At 45.7% G+C, this 18,217-nt stretch carries 18 protein-coding genes; 6 read left to right on the top strand and 12 right to left on the bottom strand.

All coding sequences use genetic code 11. The features are described 5' to 3' along the window. Positions 1–2 precede the first annotated feature (2 nt). The 3 genes from rplY to EKN56_RS05500 form a co-directional block, all read right to left on the bottom strand. Entirely contained in the window at positions 3–287 is a 285-nt protein-coding gene (gene rplY, locus EKN56_RS05510) for a 50S ribosomal protein L25 (RefSeq protein ID WP_130590890.1), read from the bottom strand. Between the two features lie 125 nt (positions 288–412). Further along, positions 413–2,167 carry a DEAD/DEAH box helicase gene (locus EKN56_RS05505; RefSeq protein ID WP_130590889.1) on the bottom strand — a complete coding sequence of 585 codons (1,755 nt, stop codon included), beginning with the start codon at positions 2,165–2,167 and terminating at the stop codon, positions 413–415. Beyond that, a complete protein-coding gene (locus tag EKN56_RS05500; RefSeq protein ID WP_130590888.1) occupies positions 2,167–2,406 on the bottom strand; it encodes a YecH family metal-binding protein in 240 nt (79 codons plus the stop codon). Before EKN56_RS05500 ends, EKN56_RS05505 begins: the two co-directional genes overlap by 1 nt. Before the next feature lie 124 nt (positions 2,407–2,530). Between EKN56_RS05500 and rsuA the strand changes: the two genes are divergently transcribed. The 3 genes from rsuA (at position 2,531) to EKN56_RS05485 (ending at position 5,274) form a co-directional block, all read left to right on the top strand. Next, positions 2,531–3,235 carry a 16S rRNA pseudouridine(516) synthase RsuA gene (gene rsuA, locus EKN56_RS05495; RefSeq protein ID WP_130590887.1) on the top strand — a complete coding sequence of 235 codons (705 nt, stop codon included), beginning with the start codon at positions 2,531–2,533 and terminating at the stop codon, positions 3,233–3,235. A gap of 133 nt (positions 3,236–3,368) precedes the next feature. Further along, positions 3,369–4,556, top strand: a complete 1,188-nt coding sequence (locus EKN56_RS05490; protein WP_130593606.1) for a Bcr/CflA family multidrug efflux MFS transporter — start codon at positions 3,369–3,371, stop codon at positions 4,554–4,556. A 370-nt stretch (positions 4,557–4,926) separates the two neighbouring features. Continuing rightward, the gene (locus EKN56_RS05485; protein WP_313770510.1) at positions 4,927–5,274 is read left to right on the top strand and encodes a YejG family protein; all 348 of its coding nucleotides are present in this window, start codon (positions 4,927–4,929) and stop codon (positions 5,272–5,274) included. A 62-nt stretch (positions 5,275–5,336) separates the two neighbouring features. Here EKN56_RS05485 and yejF read toward each other — a convergent pair whose 3' ends face one another. From yejF to EKN56_RS05450, 7 genes are all read right to left on the bottom strand, one after another. Continuing rightward, positions 5,337–6,926, bottom strand: a complete 1,590-nt coding sequence (yejF, locus tag EKN56_RS05480) for a microcin C ABC transporter ATP-binding protein YejF (RefSeq protein WP_130590885.1) — start codon at positions 6,924–6,926, stop codon at positions 5,337–5,339. A 1-nt stretch (position 6,927) separates the two neighbouring features. Further along, positions 6,928–7,953 (bottom strand): ABC transporter permease, encoded by a 1,026-nt coding sequence (locus EKN56_RS05475; protein ID WP_130590884.1) that lies wholly within the window; start codon positions 7,951–7,953, stop codon positions 6,928–6,930. Further along, positions 7,950–9,044: a microcin C ABC transporter permease YejB gene (locus EKN56_RS05470; protein WP_130590883.1), complete on the bottom strand. Its 1,095-nt coding sequence runs from the start codon at positions 9,042–9,044 to the stop codon at positions 7,950–7,952. Before EKN56_RS05470 ends, EKN56_RS05475 begins: the two co-directional genes overlap by 4 nt. A gap of 9 nt (positions 9,045–9,053) precedes the next feature. Next, entirely contained in the window at positions 9,054–10,922 is a 1,869-nt protein-coding gene (locus tag EKN56_RS05465) for an extracellular solute-binding protein (RefSeq protein ID WP_130593605.1), read from the bottom strand. Between the two features lie 234 nt (positions 10,923–11,156). After that, positions 11,157–11,732, bottom strand: a complete 576-nt coding sequence (gene mepS, locus EKN56_RS05460; protein ID WP_130590882.1) for a bifunctional murein DD-endopeptidase/murein LD-carboxypeptidase — start codon at positions 11,730–11,732, stop codon at positions 11,157–11,159. 291 nt (positions 11,733–12,023) lie between these two features. Continuing rightward, positions 12,024–12,731 carry a phosphatase PAP2 family protein gene (locus EKN56_RS05455; protein WP_130590881.1) on the bottom strand — a complete coding sequence of 236 codons (708 nt, stop codon included), beginning with the start codon at positions 12,729–12,731 and terminating at the stop codon, positions 12,024–12,026. Between the two features lie 90 nt (positions 12,732–12,821). Beyond that, positions 12,822–13,793: a CobW family GTP-binding protein gene (locus EKN56_RS05450; protein ID WP_130590880.1), complete on the bottom strand. Its 972-nt coding sequence runs from the start codon at positions 13,791–13,793 to the stop codon at positions 12,822–12,824. A 301-nt stretch (positions 13,794–14,094) separates the two neighbouring features. On the opposite strand from EKN56_RS05450, the gene EKN56_RS05445 reads away from it, so the two are divergent. Then, complete coding sequence (locus EKN56_RS05445; protein WP_130590879.1) at positions 14,095–14,418, top strand: hypothetical protein; 324 nt, start codon at positions 14,095–14,097, stop codon at positions 14,416–14,418. An 87-nt stretch (positions 14,419–14,505) separates the two neighbouring features. On the opposite strand, the gene efpL is transcribed toward EKN56_RS05445, so the two are convergent. Together efpL and mtr are read right to left on the bottom strand one after the other, a co-directional pair. Further along, positions 14,506–15,078 (bottom strand): elongation factor P-like protein EfpL, encoded by a 573-nt coding sequence (efpL, locus tag EKN56_RS05440; RefSeq protein WP_130590878.1) that lies wholly within the window; start codon positions 15,076–15,078, stop codon positions 14,506–14,508. Between the two features lie 150 nt (positions 15,079–15,228). Then, positions 15,229–16,467 (bottom strand): tryptophan permease, encoded by a 1,239-nt coding sequence (mtr, locus tag EKN56_RS05435; protein WP_130590877.1) that lies wholly within the window; start codon positions 16,465–16,467, stop codon positions 15,229–15,231. A 216-nt stretch (positions 16,468–16,683) separates the two neighbouring features. Here mtr and EKN56_RS05430 point away from each other — a divergent pair, with 216 nt between their 5' ends. After that, complete coding sequence (locus EKN56_RS05430) at positions 16,684–16,938, top strand: YkgJ family cysteine cluster protein (RefSeq protein ID WP_130590876.1); 255 nt, start codon at positions 16,684–16,686, stop codon at positions 16,936–16,938. A gap of 183 nt (positions 16,939–17,121) precedes the next feature. Then, on the top strand, positions 17,122–18,060 hold the full coding sequence (gene fruK / locus EKN56_RS05425) for a 1-phosphofructokinase (RefSeq protein ID WP_130590875.1): 939 nt from the start codon (positions 17,122–17,124) through the stop codon (positions 18,058–18,060). Positions 18,061–18,217: the final 157 nt, after the last annotated feature.

Genomic DNA, 18,217 nt, shown 5'->3' with positions numbered 1-18,217 from the left:
AATTAAGCGCGAACGAAGTCGATATGAGCGAATTTTGGTTTGAACGGGTGACGTTGAGCAGCCTGGATTTTAACTTTAGCTGACTTGCCGTCGATAACCAGAGTCAGAACTTCTTCATAGAAGCCTGGTTTGGTTTGCATATTCATCAGAATATCTTGATCCAGAGCGATAGCTACTGGCTTCTCAGTTCCACCGTAAACGATAGCTGGGAACTTGTTAGCATGACGCAGGCGGCGGCTCGCACTCTTTCCCTGCTCGGTACGTACTTCAGCATTAATAGTAAACATTTTATTTTCTCTTAAAGAAATTAACTCCCGTTACAGGCGACCCAGCAACGAGGTGAGTGATCTGCTTATAAAGCGGACGGGATTCTAACGGAATTCACCGGGGACAGCAAACAAAACCGTTATTTTTACAGTTCATTGGCCCGACGATAGCGGCCCTGATAGTCAAACATCTTTTCGCGCACTCGCCAAAACTCGCCCCGTAAATAAGCGATAACAAAATCTGGATGACGCAGCCTTTCCTGCTGACGAATCACATCGCTGGCATTATTCCAGAGGAAAGGAACTCCGGGGGCCCGTTGATGAGGGCGAATAAATAATTGCTGAAAGGCGGTTCGCTGGGCCGGTGTTTTTAGCCGGAAGCGTTCCGTTACATCGGCTCCATCTTCATCGTAATAGGTGATGCTGAGCCATTCGCCTTTATCATCCTGCCCTCGTTTGAGTTGCATTCCACTACAGCGAAGTACTCTGGCATTTTTCAAACGTAAGGCATCTTTCAACATATCGTCAGGGTCCACCAGTATCGCCTGACACTGGTGACAGCGTCTTGCCGCGATATCGTTTTCTGCACCGCAATGAGGACAGGTTTTAAAACGGAATCGATAGTCACACTGTTGCCGATGACCTTCATCATCTTCCAGAATGCCCTGACAGCGACGACCAAAGTGCTCGATAATTTCCCCTGATGGCGTGCACTTTCCCCAGAAAGTATTGGCAAAACCACAGCCCGGACAAAATACCTGTACCGGCTGACTGTCGCTTTGTGGCCGACTGCTGCCCACTTCTGGTGTAAACAGGTCATAGGGGTTACCGGCATAGTCAAGTATCAGACAATCTTCTTTTCCTGGCGAGAGGCGTAATCCGCGGCCAATGATTTGTTGATACAGGCTGATTGACTCTGTAGGGCGCAGAATAGCAATCAGATCCACGTGTGGTGCATCAAAACCGGTAGTGAGTACCGCAACATTCACCAAAAAATGCAATTTTTGCTGTTTGAATTCATCTATCAAACGGTCTCGTTCATCCCCCGGCGTATCTGCACTAATAAAGGCAGCACGACCGGCAGGAAGCAAGCCATATATCTCTTTGGCATGCTCAACGGTAGCGGCAAATATCATTACCCCTTTACGCGTTTGGGCGTACTCCATAATCTGGCTGACGATATGGGGTGTAATTCGCTGCTGCTGTTTTAGCTCCCGATTGAGGTCTACCTCGCGGAACAGGCCATTACTGCTGGCTTCCAGACGGCTGAAGTCGTATTGGACGATGGGCATATCCAATCTTTCTGGCGGTACCAGAAAGTGATGTTTGATCATGTAGCGTAACGGCAGTTCATAGATGCAATCGCGGAACAGACAATTTTCATCACCGCGGATCATGCCGTGATAGTGATATTGGTAGATCCATCCCTGACCCAGTCGATAGGGGGTAGCAGTTAATCCTAACAGACAGAGTTTGGGATTTTGCTGACGTAAATGACCAATAATTTGTTGGTACTGACTGTCGCTGTCGTCACTGATACGGTGACATTCATCTATAATCAATAAAGAGAACGAGTCACTAAATGCAGCTAAATTTCGGGCAACGGACTGAATACTGCCGAATACCACTTTGGCGGAACTCTGTTTTTTATTTAATCCGGCAGAGAAAATATCGGCATCCAGTCCATAGGCGCAATATTTAGCGTGGTTTTGGGCAACCAATTCTTTGACATGCGCTAATACCAGTACTTTTCCCCGAGCCAGCCTTGCCAGCTCGGCGATCACCAGACTTTTTCCTGCACCCGTAGGCAAAACGATAACCGCCGGTTCCTGATGGGTGCGAAAATAGTTCAGGGTAGCCTCAACGGCTTCCTGCTGGTATGGCCGCAGTGTAAAAGCCATTAGTGATTGCAGATTTTATCAAAGTGGGTGGTAAAGCCACTGTCGGCGGGAATGAATTTACCTTTAGACGCTAAAAAATCAACCAGTTCAGCGGCAGTTAAATCTTGCTTTGAACAGGTATGAAAACGGGCATCGCTACCAAAACGTTGGTTGATGGCTTCAATAAGACTGGCAGTGGAATAGGGTTGTTGGGATGCAATCATCATCTCTAAAACCTGGTGACCATGAACAGAAGACATTTTTTCTCTCTTAAAATATTAACCATAAACTGAGCATATTATGCCTTTAGCGGCTATTGAGGGCGAGTGTTTATACTCAGGTTTGGTATACTGCACCGCCATTTCAACATCAGGTATTTATTGCATGCGTTTGGATAAGTTTTTGTCACAGCAGTTAGGGATCAGCCGCAATTTAGTGGGGCGGGAGCTAAGAGCCGGTCTGGTAACGATTAACGATGAAATCGTTAAGAGCGGTTCTTATAAAATTCAGCCAGAGGATGAAGTCGCCTATGACGGTAATATTCTGGTACAGCTTACCGGACCTCGTTATTTCATGCTGAACAAGCCTGAAGGATATGTCTGTTCCACCGACGATCCGGTAAATCCGACTATTATCTATTTTATTGATGAGCCGGTGGCGGATAAGCTACATGCAGCAGGGCGTCTGGATATGGATACCACCGGGTTGGTATTGCTGACGGATGATGGTCAATGGTCGCACCGGATTACTTCGCCACGCCATCACTGCGAAAAAACCTATCTGGTTACTCTGGAACTTCCATTGGCGGACAATACCGCCGAGCTGTTTACCGCCGGAGTTCAACTTCACGGTGAAAAGAACCTGACCAAGCCAGCGCAGTTGGAGCCGGTTGATGAAACAACCGTTCGTTTGACCATTTCAGAAGGGCGCTATCATCAGGTTAAAAGGATGTTTGCCGCCGTCGGTAATCATGTTGTGGCGTTACATCGTGAACGTATTGGCAATATCATTTTAGATTCGGATTTAGAACCGGGAGAATACCGGGCGTTGACTCAGCAAGAGATCGATAGCGTCGGCTCTACCCGATAAACGGATTTGCACTATGGTTCTGGTTGGCTATTGCCAATCAGAAGATCGCGACATGAACTAATAGGTTAATAGCGGGAGATTATTCTGCGTGTCTAATCCTGTATCACAATCAGATCCTCAATCATCAACAACTATGCCACCGGGCGTTTCTAAACGCTGGCTGATCTTTATTCTCGGCCTGCTGTCTATGCTGATGCCGCTGTCCATTGATATGTATTTACCGGCGATGCCGGGTATTGCGGCGGACTTTGGTGTTGGTGATGGTATGGTCCAACTCACCTTAAGCGCCTACATTATCGGTTTTGCTATTGGTCAGCTGTTTTACGGTCCAATGGCCGATAGCCTTGGACGTAAACCGGTCATCATTGGTGGGGTGTTGGTATTTTCTGTTGCCGCTGCGGGTTGTGCTTTATCACAGAGTGTAGAGCAAATAATTTTACTGCGCTGCCTGCATGGTTTGGCGGCGGCATCTGCCAGTGTAGTGATCAGTGCCTTGATGCGGGATATGTTCAGTAAGGATGAGTTTTCTCGCATGATGTCTTTTGTGACATTGGTGATGACGATTGCTCCTCTGATGGCGCCGATTATCGGTGGTTTTTTACTGGTGTGGATGAGCTGGCATGCCATTTTCTGGGTACTCAGTGCCGTCGCGTTAGTTGCTGTAGTGATGGTGAAATTCTGTATTCCGGAAACCTTGCAGAAGCAGAATCGACAGACGTTTAACTTTATGACCACGCTGCGTAATTTTGCCTCGTTATTTCGTCATCGTCGGGTTATCAGTTACATGCTGGCCAGTGCATTTTCATTTGCTGGTATGTTCTCTTTTTTAAGCGCCGGACCTTTTGTTTATATTGATTTGAATGGGGTATCGCCACAAAACTTTGGCTATTACTTTGCTCTGAATATTTTTTGTCTGTTTATTATGACCACCATTAATAGCCGCAATGTCAGACGATTGGGGGCCGCAAAAATGATACGCCTGGGCCTGACGGTTCAATTTGTTATGGGCATGTGGCTAGTGTTTGCTCAGCTGACAGGACTGGGGTTCTGGGCCATGGTGGTTGGTGTGGCGGGATATATGGGATGTATCTCAATGATCTCTTCTAATGCGATGGCAATCATTTTGGAAGACTTCCCTCATATGGCAGGTACGGCGGCTTCACTGGCGGGAACCTTGAGGTTTGGCGTAGGTGCGGCAGTGGGTGGAATACTGGCGTTAGTCACCTCTCAATCGGCCTGGCCGATGGTTATCTCAATGGCATGCTGTGTTATTGGCGCGGTATTTTTCTATTGGCGTTCTCTGGCTAAAAGTACACATTAATTTAACTAAAGTTTAAAAATCCCCCCCCGATCAAATGCCGCCACGATGGCGGCATAACCAATGCAAGACCTTTAGTGACGCTCGCGTATTATTCACTCTGTATTTATTTTAATTGAAAATTATTTTTAGAAAAATTAACACCAGACTTATGCTTAATAAAACATAGATATATTGGGGTATTAGTCGGTAAATTTTCTTAAAGAGTGTTTATGGTTGCTTTTCTTGATGTAAAGCTGAAACGATATTGAGGTTTATCAAATAAGCGAAAATTATTTATACAAAAACCGCATAATAAGGGCTTATGCTCTTTACCATGTGAGGAATTTGTGAAAAAATTGTATATTGTTTACAGTCACGTCGAGTGAGTACTATGAAGCTATCTGTTCTTCAGCGTTTACCTCAGTTCTACCATTGGTATGCCGGAGAGATAGGGAGCAGGGTGGAGCCCGCACTATTACCTGAATTATCGGATAAAACAGATAATGACGATAGCCTTATTGGTTTGAAGCTTCTGAGTTATCCCGATCGTCAGGCGTGGGAAGTGATGCATAAAATTAGTCAGTACCTGAACGGAATTGGTATTGAAAATAGCATCATAGAAAATGAAGGGGAACCTTGTCTGTTTATAAACTCTCAGGATGAGCCAATTGCACTATGCCGTTTGAAAAATATAGGTATTGCCATCGCTGATTTTATTCCAGTCAATCCTTCTTTTTAATTACCATCTTACTGCCCGTTTCTCTATACATCTTTGGTTAACTGAAGGTTAGCTGTCTGCTGTTAGTGAGAGTCTTCCAGCAGATTTTGTGTGTAGGGATGTTGTGGTGAATCAAATACGGTTTCACACTCTCCCTGCTCAACAATTTCCCCTTGGCGCATTACAATAATTTGATGGCAAAGCGAACGAATCACCTGTAAGTCATGGCTGATAAACAGGTAGGTTAGCTGATGTTGTTGTTGTAGCTTTTTCAACAACTCCAGAATTTGCGCCTGTACCGAACGATCCAGTGATGAGGTCGGTTCATCAAGGATCAGCAGTTCGGGTTGCAAAATCAGCGCTCTGGCAATCGAAATCCGCTGCCGCTGTCCACCAGAAAATTCGGTTGGATAGCGATGGCGGGTGGTCGGATCTAGTCCCACTTCCTGCATGGTGGCGATAACTTTTTCTTCCCGTTCCTGAGGTGTGAAGTGATGATGTACTTCCAGACCTTCAGCAATGATTTGGCTGATACTCAGGCGAGGGTTAAGGGCAGAGAATGGATCCTGAAATACAATCTGGATTCGACTGCGGTAAGGCAGCATTTGTCGCATATTTAATTTATGCAACGGCTGGCCATCAAACCAGATCTCGCCCTGAGATTTTAACAGGCGCAGTAGTGCCAGCCCGGTGGTGCTTTTCCCTGAGCCTGACTCACCAACCAGCCCCAGGCTTTCACCTTTACGAATATTGAAGCTAATACCGTTGACCACGGTATTATCGATTTTAGGTCTGAACAGACCGGCATTACGGGGGAAACCGATAGTCAGGTTTTTTATCTCCAGTAAGTTACGGTTGTTTTCCTGTGCCGGGAAAGGGCGACCTTTAGGTTCCGAATCCAGTAATTTTTGAGTATAGGGATGCTGAGGCTGGCTAAATAGCATGGTACGAGAATTTTGCTCAACCAGTTTTCCCTGACACATCACCGCTACGTTATCTGCCAGTTTGCGCACGATATTCAGGTCGTGGGTGATAAACAGTAAACTCATGTTCATCTCTTGCTTGAGTTCTTTCAACAGCAGCAGAATCTGTGCCTGAACCGTGACGTCCAGTGCGGTAGTTGGTTCATCGGCGATTAATAGCTTGGGTTTAGTCAGAATTGCCATGGCGATCATTACCCGCTGACGTTCTCCCCCGGAGAGCTGATGCGGATAGGCACTGAGACGTTTTTTAGCATCTCTCAGTCTGACGCGTTCAAGGACTTCAACAATCTCGTCTCTGGCGGCTTGCTTTCCCATACCGCGATGAATCAGCAGAACTTCAGACAGCTGTTTTTCAACGGTATGTAATGGATTGAGAGAAACCATGGGTTCCTGAAAAATCATCGAAATGCTGTTACCTCGATGATGGCGTAAAGTTTTATCATCCGCGTGCAGCAATGATTCACCATTAAACAGGATATTCCCTGTTGGGTAGACCACCGGTGGGGTAGGCAGCAGGCGTAAAACTGACAGGGCGGTTACGCTTTTTCCTGAGCCGGACTCACCTACCAGCGCCATGGTTTCACCTGCGGCCACCTGCAAAGAGATCTGGTCGACAACCCGATTTTCCTGACCGTTTTGTCTGAAGGCGATGCTCAGGTTTTGAATATCCAGTATTGGCGTAGTGGTCATATTAGTAGGCCTTAGCAGGGTCGAATGCATCACGAATAGCTTCACCGATAAAGATCAGCAGGGAGAGCAGCAGCGCCAGAACGATAAAACCGCTGATACCTAACCACGGTGCCTGAAGGTTATTTTTGCCCTGTAGCAGTAATCCACCTAATGAAGGGGAGCCCATCGGCAGGCCAAAACCCAGAAAGTCGAGAGAGGTTAGCAGGGTAATCGATGCACATAGCGTAAACGGTAAGTAAGTCAGGGTTGCTACCATGGCATTAGGTAGGATATGACGGCCCATAATGATTCGGTCTTTCACCCCCATGGCTCTGGCGGCTCTGACATAGTCAAAATTACGGGTGCGCAGAAACTCAGCCCGCACAATGCCTACCAATCCCATCCAACCAAACAGTACGGTGATGGCTAATAGCCACCAAAAGTTAGGCTGAATCACGCTGGACATCAAAATAATCAGGAACAGCGTGGGCATACCAGACCAGACTTCAATCAGCCGCTGGCCGACTAAATCAATCTTACCACCGTAATAGCCTTGAGTGGCGCCAACGGCAATACCTATCAGGCTGGAGATCAGCGTTAGCGACAGGCCAAACAGAATCGAGATGCGAAAGCCATAGAGAACATTAGCCAGTACATCCTGCCCACGGTCATCGGTTCCCAACAGATTAGACGTTGATGGCGGAGCCGGAAAAGGGGAGGGACTCTGGAAATTAATGGTGTCATAGCTAAAGCGAATGGGGGGCCAGATTGCCCAACCATTGCTATCAATCAGGTTAACCAGATAAGGATCGCGGTAATCTGTCTTGGTATTAAATTCTCCACCAAAAGTGGTTTCACTATAGTTAACCAAAAATGGTGTATATAGCTCACCTTTGTAGCTAACCAACAGCGGTTTGTCATTGGCAATCAATTCAGCAGCCATACTGATGATAAACAGAATGGCAAAGATCCATAGTGACCAATAACCGCGGCGATTACGTTTAAACTTAAGCCAGCGGGCCTGATTGATAGGGCTTAATCTGCTCATCCGCGTGCCTCAAAGTCAATTCTTGGATCAACCAATGTATAGGTGATATCGCTGATGATGCTTAACACTAAGCCAATCAGCGTGAAGATATACAAGGTTCCGAACATGACCGGATAGTCTCGTTGCAACGTCGCATCATAACCCAGTAACCCCAGCCCGTTGAGAGAGAAAATGACCTCAATCAGCAGCGAACCGGTAAAGAACATGCCAATAAAAGTGGCCGGGAAACTGGCAATTACCAGCAGCATGGCGTTTCTGAACACATGACCATACAGGATGCGTTTTTCTTCCAGACCTTTAGCTCTGGCAGTGGTGACATACTGTTTATGAATCTCATCCAGAAAGGAGTTCTTTGTTAGCATGGTCAGAGTGGCAAACCCACCAATGACCGTAGCCAGAACGGGCAATACGATATGCCACAGATAATCGGTAATTTTGCTATACCAGGGCAGGCTATCAAAATTATTAGAAACCAGACCACGCAGAGGGAACCAGTCAAGATAACCGCCTCCGGCAAACACAATAATTAACAAAATGGCGAACAGAAATGAGGGAATAGCATAACCAATAATAATCAGGCTGCTGCTCCAGATATCAAAAGCCGAACCGTTACGAACCGCCTTTTTAATGCCCAGAGGAATTGAGATAAGGTAGGTAATTAACATGCTCCATAACCCAAGGGTAATAGAGACCGGCATCGACTGTTTGATTAATTCCATCACCGATGCGCCACGAAACAAACTGTCACCAAAATCAAAGCGGATATAGTTCCACAACATCTCAAAGTAGCGCTGGTGCAGGGGTTTATCGAAGCCAAATCGTTTTTTAATGGCTTCAATAACTTCCGGATCAAGCCCTCTGGAGCCCTGATACTGACGATCGCCAACCGGCACCTGACCCATTTTAGCTCCACCGGTGAGATTAGGGCCGGAGCCGCCGCCAAAGCCGCTTTGATGTCCCAGTTCAATGGTGGCAATCGCTTGATCTACCGGTCCACCAGGCGCAATTTGCACAATAAAAAAGTTGAGGGTAATAATGGCCCACAGGGTTGGGATTAGTAGCAGTAGCCTGCGAAGTATATATCGGGTCATTCAGGCTCCTTAGCGACGCTGTTCGGGTAAATGGGCGGCTTTATTCACGTCATACCACCAGGTATCGATTCCCAGCGAGCTTTTCGGCCTGATTTCCGGCATAGAGTATTTATCCCAGTAGGCGAATCGGTCGTGATTGGAATACCACATTGGTATCATCAGATGATGCCAGGTCAGTACTCTGTCTAACGCTCTACCCAGAGACAATAATGGTTTTTCTTGCCCCTGATAGGTAGCGATAAGCTGGGTTAGCTCATCTACGGCAGGATCGCTAATTCCCGGTCTGTTATAAGTAGAGTTAATGTATGCGGAGTTCCAGAGGATCATCAAGGTGACTGGGGAAGGATACTCCATGGCGGAGTAACGCTGTGGGATCATATCAAAGTCACGAGAGCGTAAGCGGCTGACAAACTGTGAACTGTCGACATAGCGTGCTTCCATCTTAATGCCTAGTTTAGCCAGATTTTGCTGGAAGGGCAGAACATACATGGCATTACTTTCCATGCCACTTTGTAGTAATAATTCAAACGTAAATGGTTGACCGGTCTGGCTGTTGATCAGTTCTTTATCTTTGATTTCCCAGCCTGCTTCTTTTAATAGTTGAATTGCATGAAGCAGGTTTTTTCGACTATAACCGGAGCTATCGGTAACCGGTGGCTGGTAAGGATGGGTAAACACTTCAGCAGGGATTTTATCCTTCAGTGGTGTTAACCATGCCAGTTCATCTTTATCAGGGAGTCCGGTAGCGGCATAAACCGTATTTTGAAAGTAACTGCGCGGTTGCTGATAGGCGCTATAAAATAGTGCTTTATTCATCCAGTGAAAATCAAAAGCCAGCGTAATGGCTTCGCGTACTTTGGGGTTAGCGAAAATCGGTCGCTGAATATTAAAGGAGAGCCACCGGGTATCTTGTGCTGCCTGATTTTCCCAATCTTTTTTCACGATATAACCCAGGTCAAAGTTCTTGCCCTGATATTGGGTCGCCCACTTTTTTGGGGATGATTCAACGCGAAAATCATAGGCCCCGGCTTTAAATGCCTCTAACGCAACATTATCGTCCAGATAGTAGTCGTAACGTATGGTATCGAAATTATAGCGGCCTTTATTAACCGGCAGATCGGCAGCCCAATAGTTATTTACACGTTTATATACAATATATTGGCCCAGCTTATAGCTATCAATAGTATAAGGACCGCCGCTAAGAGGCGGTGCGTTTAACGGCTCGCCTAAATTGTGCTGTTGCCAGAATTTTTTTGAAAATACCGGCAGACCACCCACTAAGCCAAACATTTGCTCCCGATCTGGCTTTGGCAAATCAAAGCGCACGACAAGTGGTGACAGGGCCGTCACTTTGACCCCTTTATATACGCTGCGAAACTGTGGTACGCCTTCGGTCATGAATTTTTCAAAGGTATATACCACGTCTTCGGCGGTAATCGGCGTTCCATCCTGAAAACGAGCCTGAGGATTAATCTGAACTTCCATCCACTGATAGTTATCAACGTAACGGGCTGAGGTAGCGATAAGCGGATAAAGGCTGTTGATCTCATCTTCTGAAGAAGCAAACAGCGTATCACTGAGTCGTTCACTGCCATCCAGAGGATTACCGCGTAGCGCATAACGGTTGAAGTTATCATAAGTGCCGATAGCTGCGACGGTCAGTTGGCCCCCTTTAGGGGCCAGGGGATTGGTATAGTCAAAATGTTGGAAATTATCCGGGTACTTAGGGGAACCGATAAGCGAAAGAGTGGTTCCCTGTTTGATGACTGCTTGTTTATCTTCAGCGTAACTATCGGGGGAGGCGAATAGTGATGCAATACTTAAAATTAACAGAAGAGATGAGGTTGTAAGGTTCTTCCATTGATTTGACTGCAACATATTCATAAAGATTTCTGCTCAACATTAAGACCATGAGTTGTGCCGCTGACATTTTTAGCCTGTTAGTCAGACGGTTTCACAGTAGATGATACAAATTATCTTTTAGTATATAGCATGTTATTGAGGTGTGCGATAAAAGGGATGCTGGCAGAATAGGGAATCAAAACCGGTAGAACAATAGATAGACAAAAACCTGAGCTGAATAAATATTCAGCTCAGGTTTTTGATAGCGGATTAACCTTTGCTCAGGATACGGCGAGCCTGATGGTAACGCGTATTCCAGTATCGATCGTTCAGACTGGAAATCATCACACCACTGCTGGTGGACGCGTGTACAAAGTTATCGTTACCGATATAAATTCCAACGTGACGGCCAGTAGAGCCGGAACGGAATAGTACGATATCGCCAGGACGCAGTTTTTCGCGCTTAATTTGCTGACCTACGTTTTGTTGCATTGAGGTTGAACGCGGAAGCGCTAAACCAAACTGCTCACGAAACGTGATCTGAACAAAACTGGAACAGTCAACGCCGCTTTTATTAGTACCGCCCATGCGGTAGCGAACGCCTTTCCAGCCTGCGTATTGATTAAGAATCTTTGACTTAATGTCAACGTTCTTAACCATGGATTCGAATTCATCCTGAGTAGATTGTAGTGACAGTCCTTGTCTCTCATTTTGTGCCTGAGCATGCTTTGAATTAGATGCTTCAGCCGTTGAGGAGAGTGTGCCACAGCCAGATAACATTACGATTGCGGCTACGGCAGGCGCTAATCGTAGAACGTATCTCAGAATCGGTTGAGATTTGACCATTTTTGTGGAATTCCCGTGTAGTCCTTAACGACACCGTCGTTATAAAAAAGTGATTTACATGATCCGCCGCACAAGGCGTCAGATACTAATTTTTAACTGGCAGAAAGAGCAAAAGAGACTCCTGACATTGCCAATAGTACGCAATGCGCACGCACAAACGTTGGGAAGACTACTTGATTCGCTGTTTGATTGCGAGTTTTTTCTATCAGGAAAGCGTGCCAGAGCACATTTTTCGATCCCTGACGATCCGTTAAACCGGCAGCTAAAATAGCCACCGGCCTAAGTATAGTGCTAATTTCCTGGTTTGCCTTTACCGGGGATCGATCGATTGATGAAATTGATCGTTGCGTCGCTGGCTGGGGTTAATAGCCACCAGCTTAAACCAACGCAAGCCATACTTAATGCTCCGACATAAATATCGGTAAACCAATGAGCGCCAACCATAATTCTTGGCAGAGAGAAGATGATGACATAGCCAACGGCGATGCAAAACGCCCAGCGGGTAAAGTAGCGCAGCATAAAGGCGGCGTATATCATTAACATTAAACCGTGGTCTCCCGGGAAGCTATCCCGAGAAGAGTCCTTGGTTGGAATACCGGATAATTCGCTTACCCGATTGATATCCGTGAAGGTTAGCGTTGGGCTGGGACGCTCAACCGGTAATAAACGACCGGACTGGTTGAGCAATACCGCAGTTAATAACATCACAATACCCATGATGATCATCCAGCGTTTACCCGCAGCATCTTGTTTAACAAAGAAATAGAGAAAAAGTAATCCCATTGCTAAAAGGGATACGCTATCGAAGGCTCGATTATTGGTAATAGCCACCAGTTTTAAGAAACTGCTATTGGTCGCCAAATGCTGATTAAAGTAGTGAAAAATAGAAGAGTCGATTGGAAACCAGAAACCGTGGTTTTCTGGTAGATACCAAGAGAGGAATAAACCTATTCCAAATACATTTAACAGCAAAATTGCAGGGAGATTACGCAAACCCATCAAAATACCTTCAAAGTTAACCAATTAAAAATTTTGTTAAATAAATAGCATAGAATCTGTCTGGTGCTACAAATGGTCTGTTACAACATGTTAAATTCGTGCTTTTAGTAATGAGCTTTGCAGTTCATTCCACGGAGCATCACTGGTATGAATTAGTTCTACCCGACTATCCAGTGGCGCAACCGGTTGGGTTTCAATTTTAAAATCGAAGCCCTGGCGGTTAAAAATTAGCGTCCCTTCCGGGATACGCATAACGCCTTTAACACGCTCAACGGGGGAGAGGCGCACCCAATCAAGTAACTCTGCCGTTGAAAAACAGGTTTCGCCATCAAATATCCAACCACAGCTGGTATACCCCTGACCCTGATTCAGCGCCCGTCGCCATCCCTGATTTCCCGGTAAACTCAATGCTGCCAAACCGTTAGGCTTTGAGTGACTATGATGATGCGGACTGTCCGGTAAAGATTGCTGATTAGTGCGTTCTGTATTTAATAATGCACTGTCAATTTTTCCCTGTTCAATCAAATACAGGGGGCGGTTTAGCGGGTCCTGATTATGCCATTGGGTTAATGCAGCATTATCTTGCGGGCTATAGGTGTCAGATTTATTCGCTAAAATAATATCGGCAGCGGCTAACTGATCACGGAAGTTATCGTTTTCCAGGTAGCGAGGCTCAGAGAGCTGACGAGCATCAAGCAAACAGAACGTGGCTTGCAGCGTTAAAAAAGGCTGATAAACCTCAGAGGTTAGCAAACTCAGAATTTGTTTAGGGTGCCCCAATCCGGTCGGTTCGATTAGCAGACGGTCTGGTTTGTTCTGCTTTAACAACATGTTCAGACCCACTTGCATTGGCAATCCATTCACACAACACATACAGCCGCCTGGTATCTCTTTTAACGTAGCGCCACGATTAGCAAGCAGCGCTCCATCAATGCCAATTTCACCAAATTCGTTAACCAGAATGGCCCAGTTTTCATTTTCTGGTTTTTGCTGGAGTAAATGTTGAATGGTGGTGGTTTTGCCACTGCCGAGAAAGCCAGTTATGAGGTTAACGTTTGTCACAGAGAAGATGCCCTAAATTGAATGCATGAGAATGATAAGTAATGTGTGTGAAATAATCGAGAGATTATTAACACATTGCAGGCATGGATGAGCAAATGCAGCTATATCTTATAGGAGAACATTTGCATTAGCGTAAATGTTCGATCGCTTGTTATCCGTTCGAGCGTTGTAAATCATAACACATCGTTAATCGTCGATATAAGCAGGGCTCTTTGGTATCGAATGGATATGAATAATATACGGTGGGGAGATAACGGCTAAAGGTTCATGATAAGTAAACATGAGACTGGAGATATTGTGTATGAAATATCAACGCTGGTTTTTAGCAAAAGCAGGTTGGATATTGATTGCATGGACAGCGTCGTTATCAATGGCATCTGCAAGTGACGGTGGTCGCATTATTTTTACAGGTGCAGTAGTAGAAGAAGGATGTCAGCTTTCCAGCAGCCGGACTGAGGTTGTTCAAAGCTGCAATCGAGATAATCAGGTAGTGAAAAGTCATTTAGCAATTGGCAATATTGGGCAAAGTACTATGCTGATGCCGGCTAATGGTAACAATAAAATGAGTTTTCGCTGGATTGATAAGTCGAAAGGATTAGCGGTAACGGAAATCGAGTATAACTAATAATATTCGTCAGTTACTCAAGATTTATCTATGGATTTGAATTGAATAACGCCATCACGGTAATGTGATGGCGTTATTGTTTGTCTGTTAGTCGGCCCGGCCCATATAACGATGCTCAGGAATATGGATACGGATTTTTTCTCCTGAATCCAGATATTCTGGTACCTGAATAACCAATCCGGTACTCATCGTCGCCGGCTTGTTACGGGCACTGGCTGATGCACCTTTGATACCCGGAGCCGTTTCAATAATTTCCATATCAACGGTTTGTGGTAATTCCAGGGCAATAACGCGTCCTTCAACGGTTAATACCTGGATGCCAGGCATGCCACCTTCCGGAATAAACAGAAGCTCTTCTTCAATCTGCTCTTGCTTAAAGATATAAGGCGTATAGTCTTCATTATCCATAAAGACGTATTCGTCACCATCAATATAAGAAAAGGTAACCTGACGGCGGCTCAGGTTGATTTCTTCAATAATATCATCGCCTTTAAAACGTTCTTCAACTTTCAATCCGGTAACAATATCGGAAAAGCGCATTTTATACAGGGTACTGGCACCACGTGCACTTGGACTCTGTACTTCAATATCGCGTACCAGCAACATTTTACCGTTGTGGTTAACCGCCATACCGCGTTTTATCTCATTAGCTTTTGGCATAAAAATGACCTGTTCTCACTGATTAAATGACTGGCGACAAATTACTCGTGACGGATAAAACAGGCAAGCAGAATTCATCGTAAGAGAGAAAAAATCGCGGGGAGGAAAAGGCATCAGAAGCTGACGTGTTGTTTCTGATGCCAATAGGCGTTATTCGTAAACCGGGAGCAGGTTTAAGGTTGAGGCCACGTGAGCCACAATATTTATCAGGCCGAACAGAATAACGAAATAAACCATAACATTACCGCCAGGGGCATGGTAAGTCGCCTGTGGGAATTTTTTACGGCTGGCCCGAGCCAACATAGCCGGTACGATAACGGCCCAAATGGTTGCCGCCAGACCGGCAAAACCGATGGCATACAGGAAGCCATCAGGGAATAACAGAGCCGCTACTGTTGGTGGTACAAATGTCACCAGCGCTGATTTAGTGCGACCGGCTGGAGTATCTTCAAATTTAAAGAAGTCAGCAATGTAATCCAGTAACCCAAGGGAAACACCAAGGAAAGAACTGGCTAATGCCATATAAGAGAAGGCATTTAGCAGTTGCTTCACTAATGGGGTAACCACACCGTTATCTAGCTGGGCTAACAGGTTACCAATATTTCCGCCTTCAGCAATCACCTGCTTAAAGCCTGAGCGAGGAATATTGCCCTGAATAACGTACTGCCATAACAGGTAGATAACCAGTGCGATAAGGGTCCCAATCAGTAGGCTACGCACCACAGATTTTGCATCCTGATGGTAGTATTTGGCCAATCCAGGAATATTGCCGTGGTAACCAAACGATGCCAGTAAATAAGGGAATGCGGCTAATGCATAAGGCAGATATTCGGCATTGCTTTCATTACGGTTAAACAGAATTTCTGGTTGAACCTGAACAAACATATCGCTGACAGAGAAAACAAAGGTAATGACCATTCCGCCGATCAAAATAGTATTGATGCGGTCAACGGCTTTGGTGGATAACCAGACAATAAAGGCGACCAAAATAGCAAACAGCAATCCGGCCATGGTCTGGTTGATACTAAACACAGAAGTCAACGTATGGCTGATAATTGAACCACCGGCAGAGATGTAGGCATAGGTCAGAATATAAAGCACAAATGCAACCGACAGACCATTAATGCTATTCCAGATATTGCCTAACAGGCTTTTTACCATGGTATGAAAACTGGAGCCAACCGGGTAGTTAAGGTTGGCTTCCAGCAGCATCAGCCCGGACATAAACATACAAAACCAGGTATAAACCAGCATCAGGGTTGAACCACTGAACCAAACGCCAGAAGTGACAATAGGTATAGAGAACATACCGGCACCGACAGCGGTTCCGGCAATAATCATCGCGCCACCAAATACAGAAGGGCGTTTAATTGGCGTTGTTTGGGACATGTGTATGCTTTCCTGATTGGGTTATATTTACGTACTAGTCAAATGATACGTACTTGTATGCTTTTGTAAACAACTATTTCTTCATAATCCGTGGTGATAATGAGGGTAGTTATGGGAAGGAGAACTATTTTTGTCGCTGCCACGGTAAATAGCTGGTTATCGTCACGGCGTACTGCTATGGTCAGGCACCAGAATCGTTGATCGCGGATCGTTAAGATGGAATGTCGCACGGGTTGCGGAGCATGCTGTATCGGATTATCAATATCCAGTCCTATTCCCGGCATGCCAGACGGCAAACCGGCAGATATTCCCTGCATTCATCTCGATGAATCTTTTCGTTGTAAAATTTTCCATCATCCCGAACGCCCCAAAGTGTGTGCACAGTTAAAGCCCCGCGAAGATATGTGTTTTTCCAATAGAAATGACGCGCTCCGCTATTTACAGCAGTTGGAAATACTCACCTCACCTTAGTTGTTGTTTGCAGTGTTTTGCATCATGAGTCTCAAATATTCGGGGAATAATAGAGCAATTGAGCAAAAATAGCGCTAGAATCACCTGAAACGATCCACCAGCTGAAAACAGGGAAACGCATCTGCGTTTTTTGCTTTTCTGACGGTGTTGAAAAGCGGAACAGAAGCAAAAAAGAAGAAATAGATGAACAGACGTGTAGCAACCATAACCTTGAATCCGGCTTATGACTTAGTTGGTTATTGCCCAAATATTGTCTTGGGTGATGTCAATCGGGTTCGGACGGCAGGGTTACATGCGGCCGGTAAAGGCATTAACGTAGCAAAAGTACTGAAAGATCTGGGTATTGATGTCACCGTTGGTGGATTTCTTGGCAAAGAGAATCAGGATGGTTTTCAGCAACTGTTCAGTGAATTGGGGATTGCAAATCGATTTCAGGTGGTACCAGGCCGTACTCGTATCAACGTTAAACTGACAGAAGCCAGCAATGAAGTTACTGATTTCAACTTCTCTGGTTTTGAAGTTTGCCAGAATGACTGGCAGCGTTTTATGGCTGATTCCCTGTCATGGCTGGGGCAGTTCGATATGGTGGCAGTGAGCGGCAGTTTACCTGCAGGTGTCGATCCTGAATCATTTAGCGACTGGATGCGCCAACTGCGCAGCGTTTGCCCATGCATTATTTTTGATAGCAGCCGTGAGGCTTTTGCCGCCGGACTAAAAGCATCTCCGTGGTTGGTTAAACCGAATCGCCGTGAGCTGGAGATCTGGATGGGACGCCCATTGCCGACATTAGAAGATGTGGTTGAGGCAGCCCATGCATTGCGTGAAGATGGCATTGCTCATGTGGTGATATCTTTGGGCGTAGAAGGGGCATTGTGGGTTAATGCTTCCGGAGCCTGGCTGGCAAAACCACCAGTTTGTGAAGTAGTTAGTACCGTAGGCGCAGGCGACTCAATGGTTGGCGGTTTGATTTATGGTTTGCTGATGCGTGAATCCAGCGAACATACTTTACGATTAGCGACGGCGGTTGCGGTGCTGGCGGTGAGTCAGAGTAACGTTGGCATTAAAGATCGCATGCAGCTGGCATCAATGATGTCGCAGGTTGAGTTGAAACCGTTTAACTGATGATATTGATTAAATAAGTTATGCCATAGTGTTAGCGAGTTTAGTCAATTAGCATCTATGTCTATTCCAGTCGTAAAATCAGCGGCGCTTATATTGACTTTGTGCCCGATAGAAAGACCGGCAGTGCTCAGCTATTGAGTGCGCCGGGCCTGATGAT

Origin of the sequence: Limnobaculum zhutongyuii, from assembly GCF_004295645.1 — a bacterium.
GTDB lineage: Bacteria > Pseudomonadota > Gammaproteobacteria > Enterobacterales > Enterobacteriaceae > Limnobaculum > Limnobaculum zhutongyuii.
The sequence above is the reverse complement of the archived record's forward strand: the minus strand, read 5'-3'. Positions and strand labels throughout refer to the sequence as shown.

Bases quoted from the DNA above. Each gene is read 5' to 3' on its own strand.
- rplY (WP_130590890.1), bottom strand. From the start codon at position 287: ATGTTTACTATTAATGCTGAAGTACGTACCGAGCAGGGAAAGAGTGCG.
- EKN56_RS05505 (WP_130590889.1), bottom strand. From the start codon at position 2,167: ATGGCTTTTACACTGCGGCCATACCAGCAGGAAGCCGTTGAGGCTACC.
- EKN56_RS05500 (WP_130590888.1), bottom strand. From the start codon at position 2,406: ATGTCTTCTGTTCATGGTCACCAGGTTTTAGAGATGATGATTGCATCC.
- rsuA (WP_130590887.1), top strand. From the start codon at position 2,531: ATGCGTTTGGATAAGTTTTTGTCACAGCAGTTAGGGATCAGCCGCAAT.
- EKN56_RS05490 (WP_130593606.1), top strand. From the start codon at position 3,369: ATGCCACCGGGCGTTTCTAAACGCTGGCTGATCTTTATTCTCGGCCTG.
- EKN56_RS05485 (WP_313770510.1), top strand. From the start codon at position 4,927: ATGAAGCTATCTGTTCTTCAGCGTTTACCTCAGTTCTACCATTGGTAT.
- yejF (WP_130590885.1), bottom strand. From the start codon at position 6,926: ATGACCACTACGCCAATACTGGATATTCAAAACCTGAGCATCGCCTTC.
- EKN56_RS05475 (WP_130590884.1), bottom strand. From the start codon at position 7,953: ATGAGCAGATTAAGCCCTATCAATCAGGCCCGCTGGCTTAAGTTTAAA.
- EKN56_RS05470 (WP_130590883.1), bottom strand. From the start codon at position 9,044: ATGACCCGATATATACTTCGCAGGCTACTGCTACTAATCCCAACCCTG.
- EKN56_RS05465 (WP_130593605.1), bottom strand. From the start codon at position 10,922: ATGTTGCAGTCAAATCAATGGAAGAACCTTACAACCTCATCTCTTCTG.
- mepS (WP_130590882.1), bottom strand. From the start codon at position 11,732: ATGGTCAAATCTCAACCGATTCTGAGATACGTTCTACGATTAGCGCCT.
- EKN56_RS05455 (WP_130590881.1), bottom strand. From the start codon at position 12,731: ATGGGTTTGCGTAATCTCCCTGCAATTTTGCTGTTAAATGTATTTGGA.
- EKN56_RS05445 (WP_130590879.1), top strand. From the start codon at position 14,095: ATGAAATATCAACGCTGGTTTTTAGCAAAAGCAGGTTGGATATTGATT.
- efpL (WP_130590878.1), bottom strand. From the start codon at position 15,078: ATGCCAAAAGCTAATGAGATAAAACGCGGTATGGCGGTTAACCACAAC.
- mtr (WP_130590877.1), bottom strand. From the start codon at position 16,467: ATGTCCCAAACAACGCCAATTAAACGCCCTTCTGTATTTGGTGGCGCG.
- EKN56_RS05430 (WP_130590876.1), top strand. From the start codon at position 16,684: ATGGAATGTCGCACGGGTTGCGGAGCATGCTGTATCGGATTATCAATA.
- fruK (WP_130590875.1), top strand. From the start codon at position 17,122: ATGAACAGACGTGTAGCAACCATAACCTTGAATCCGGCTTATGACTTA.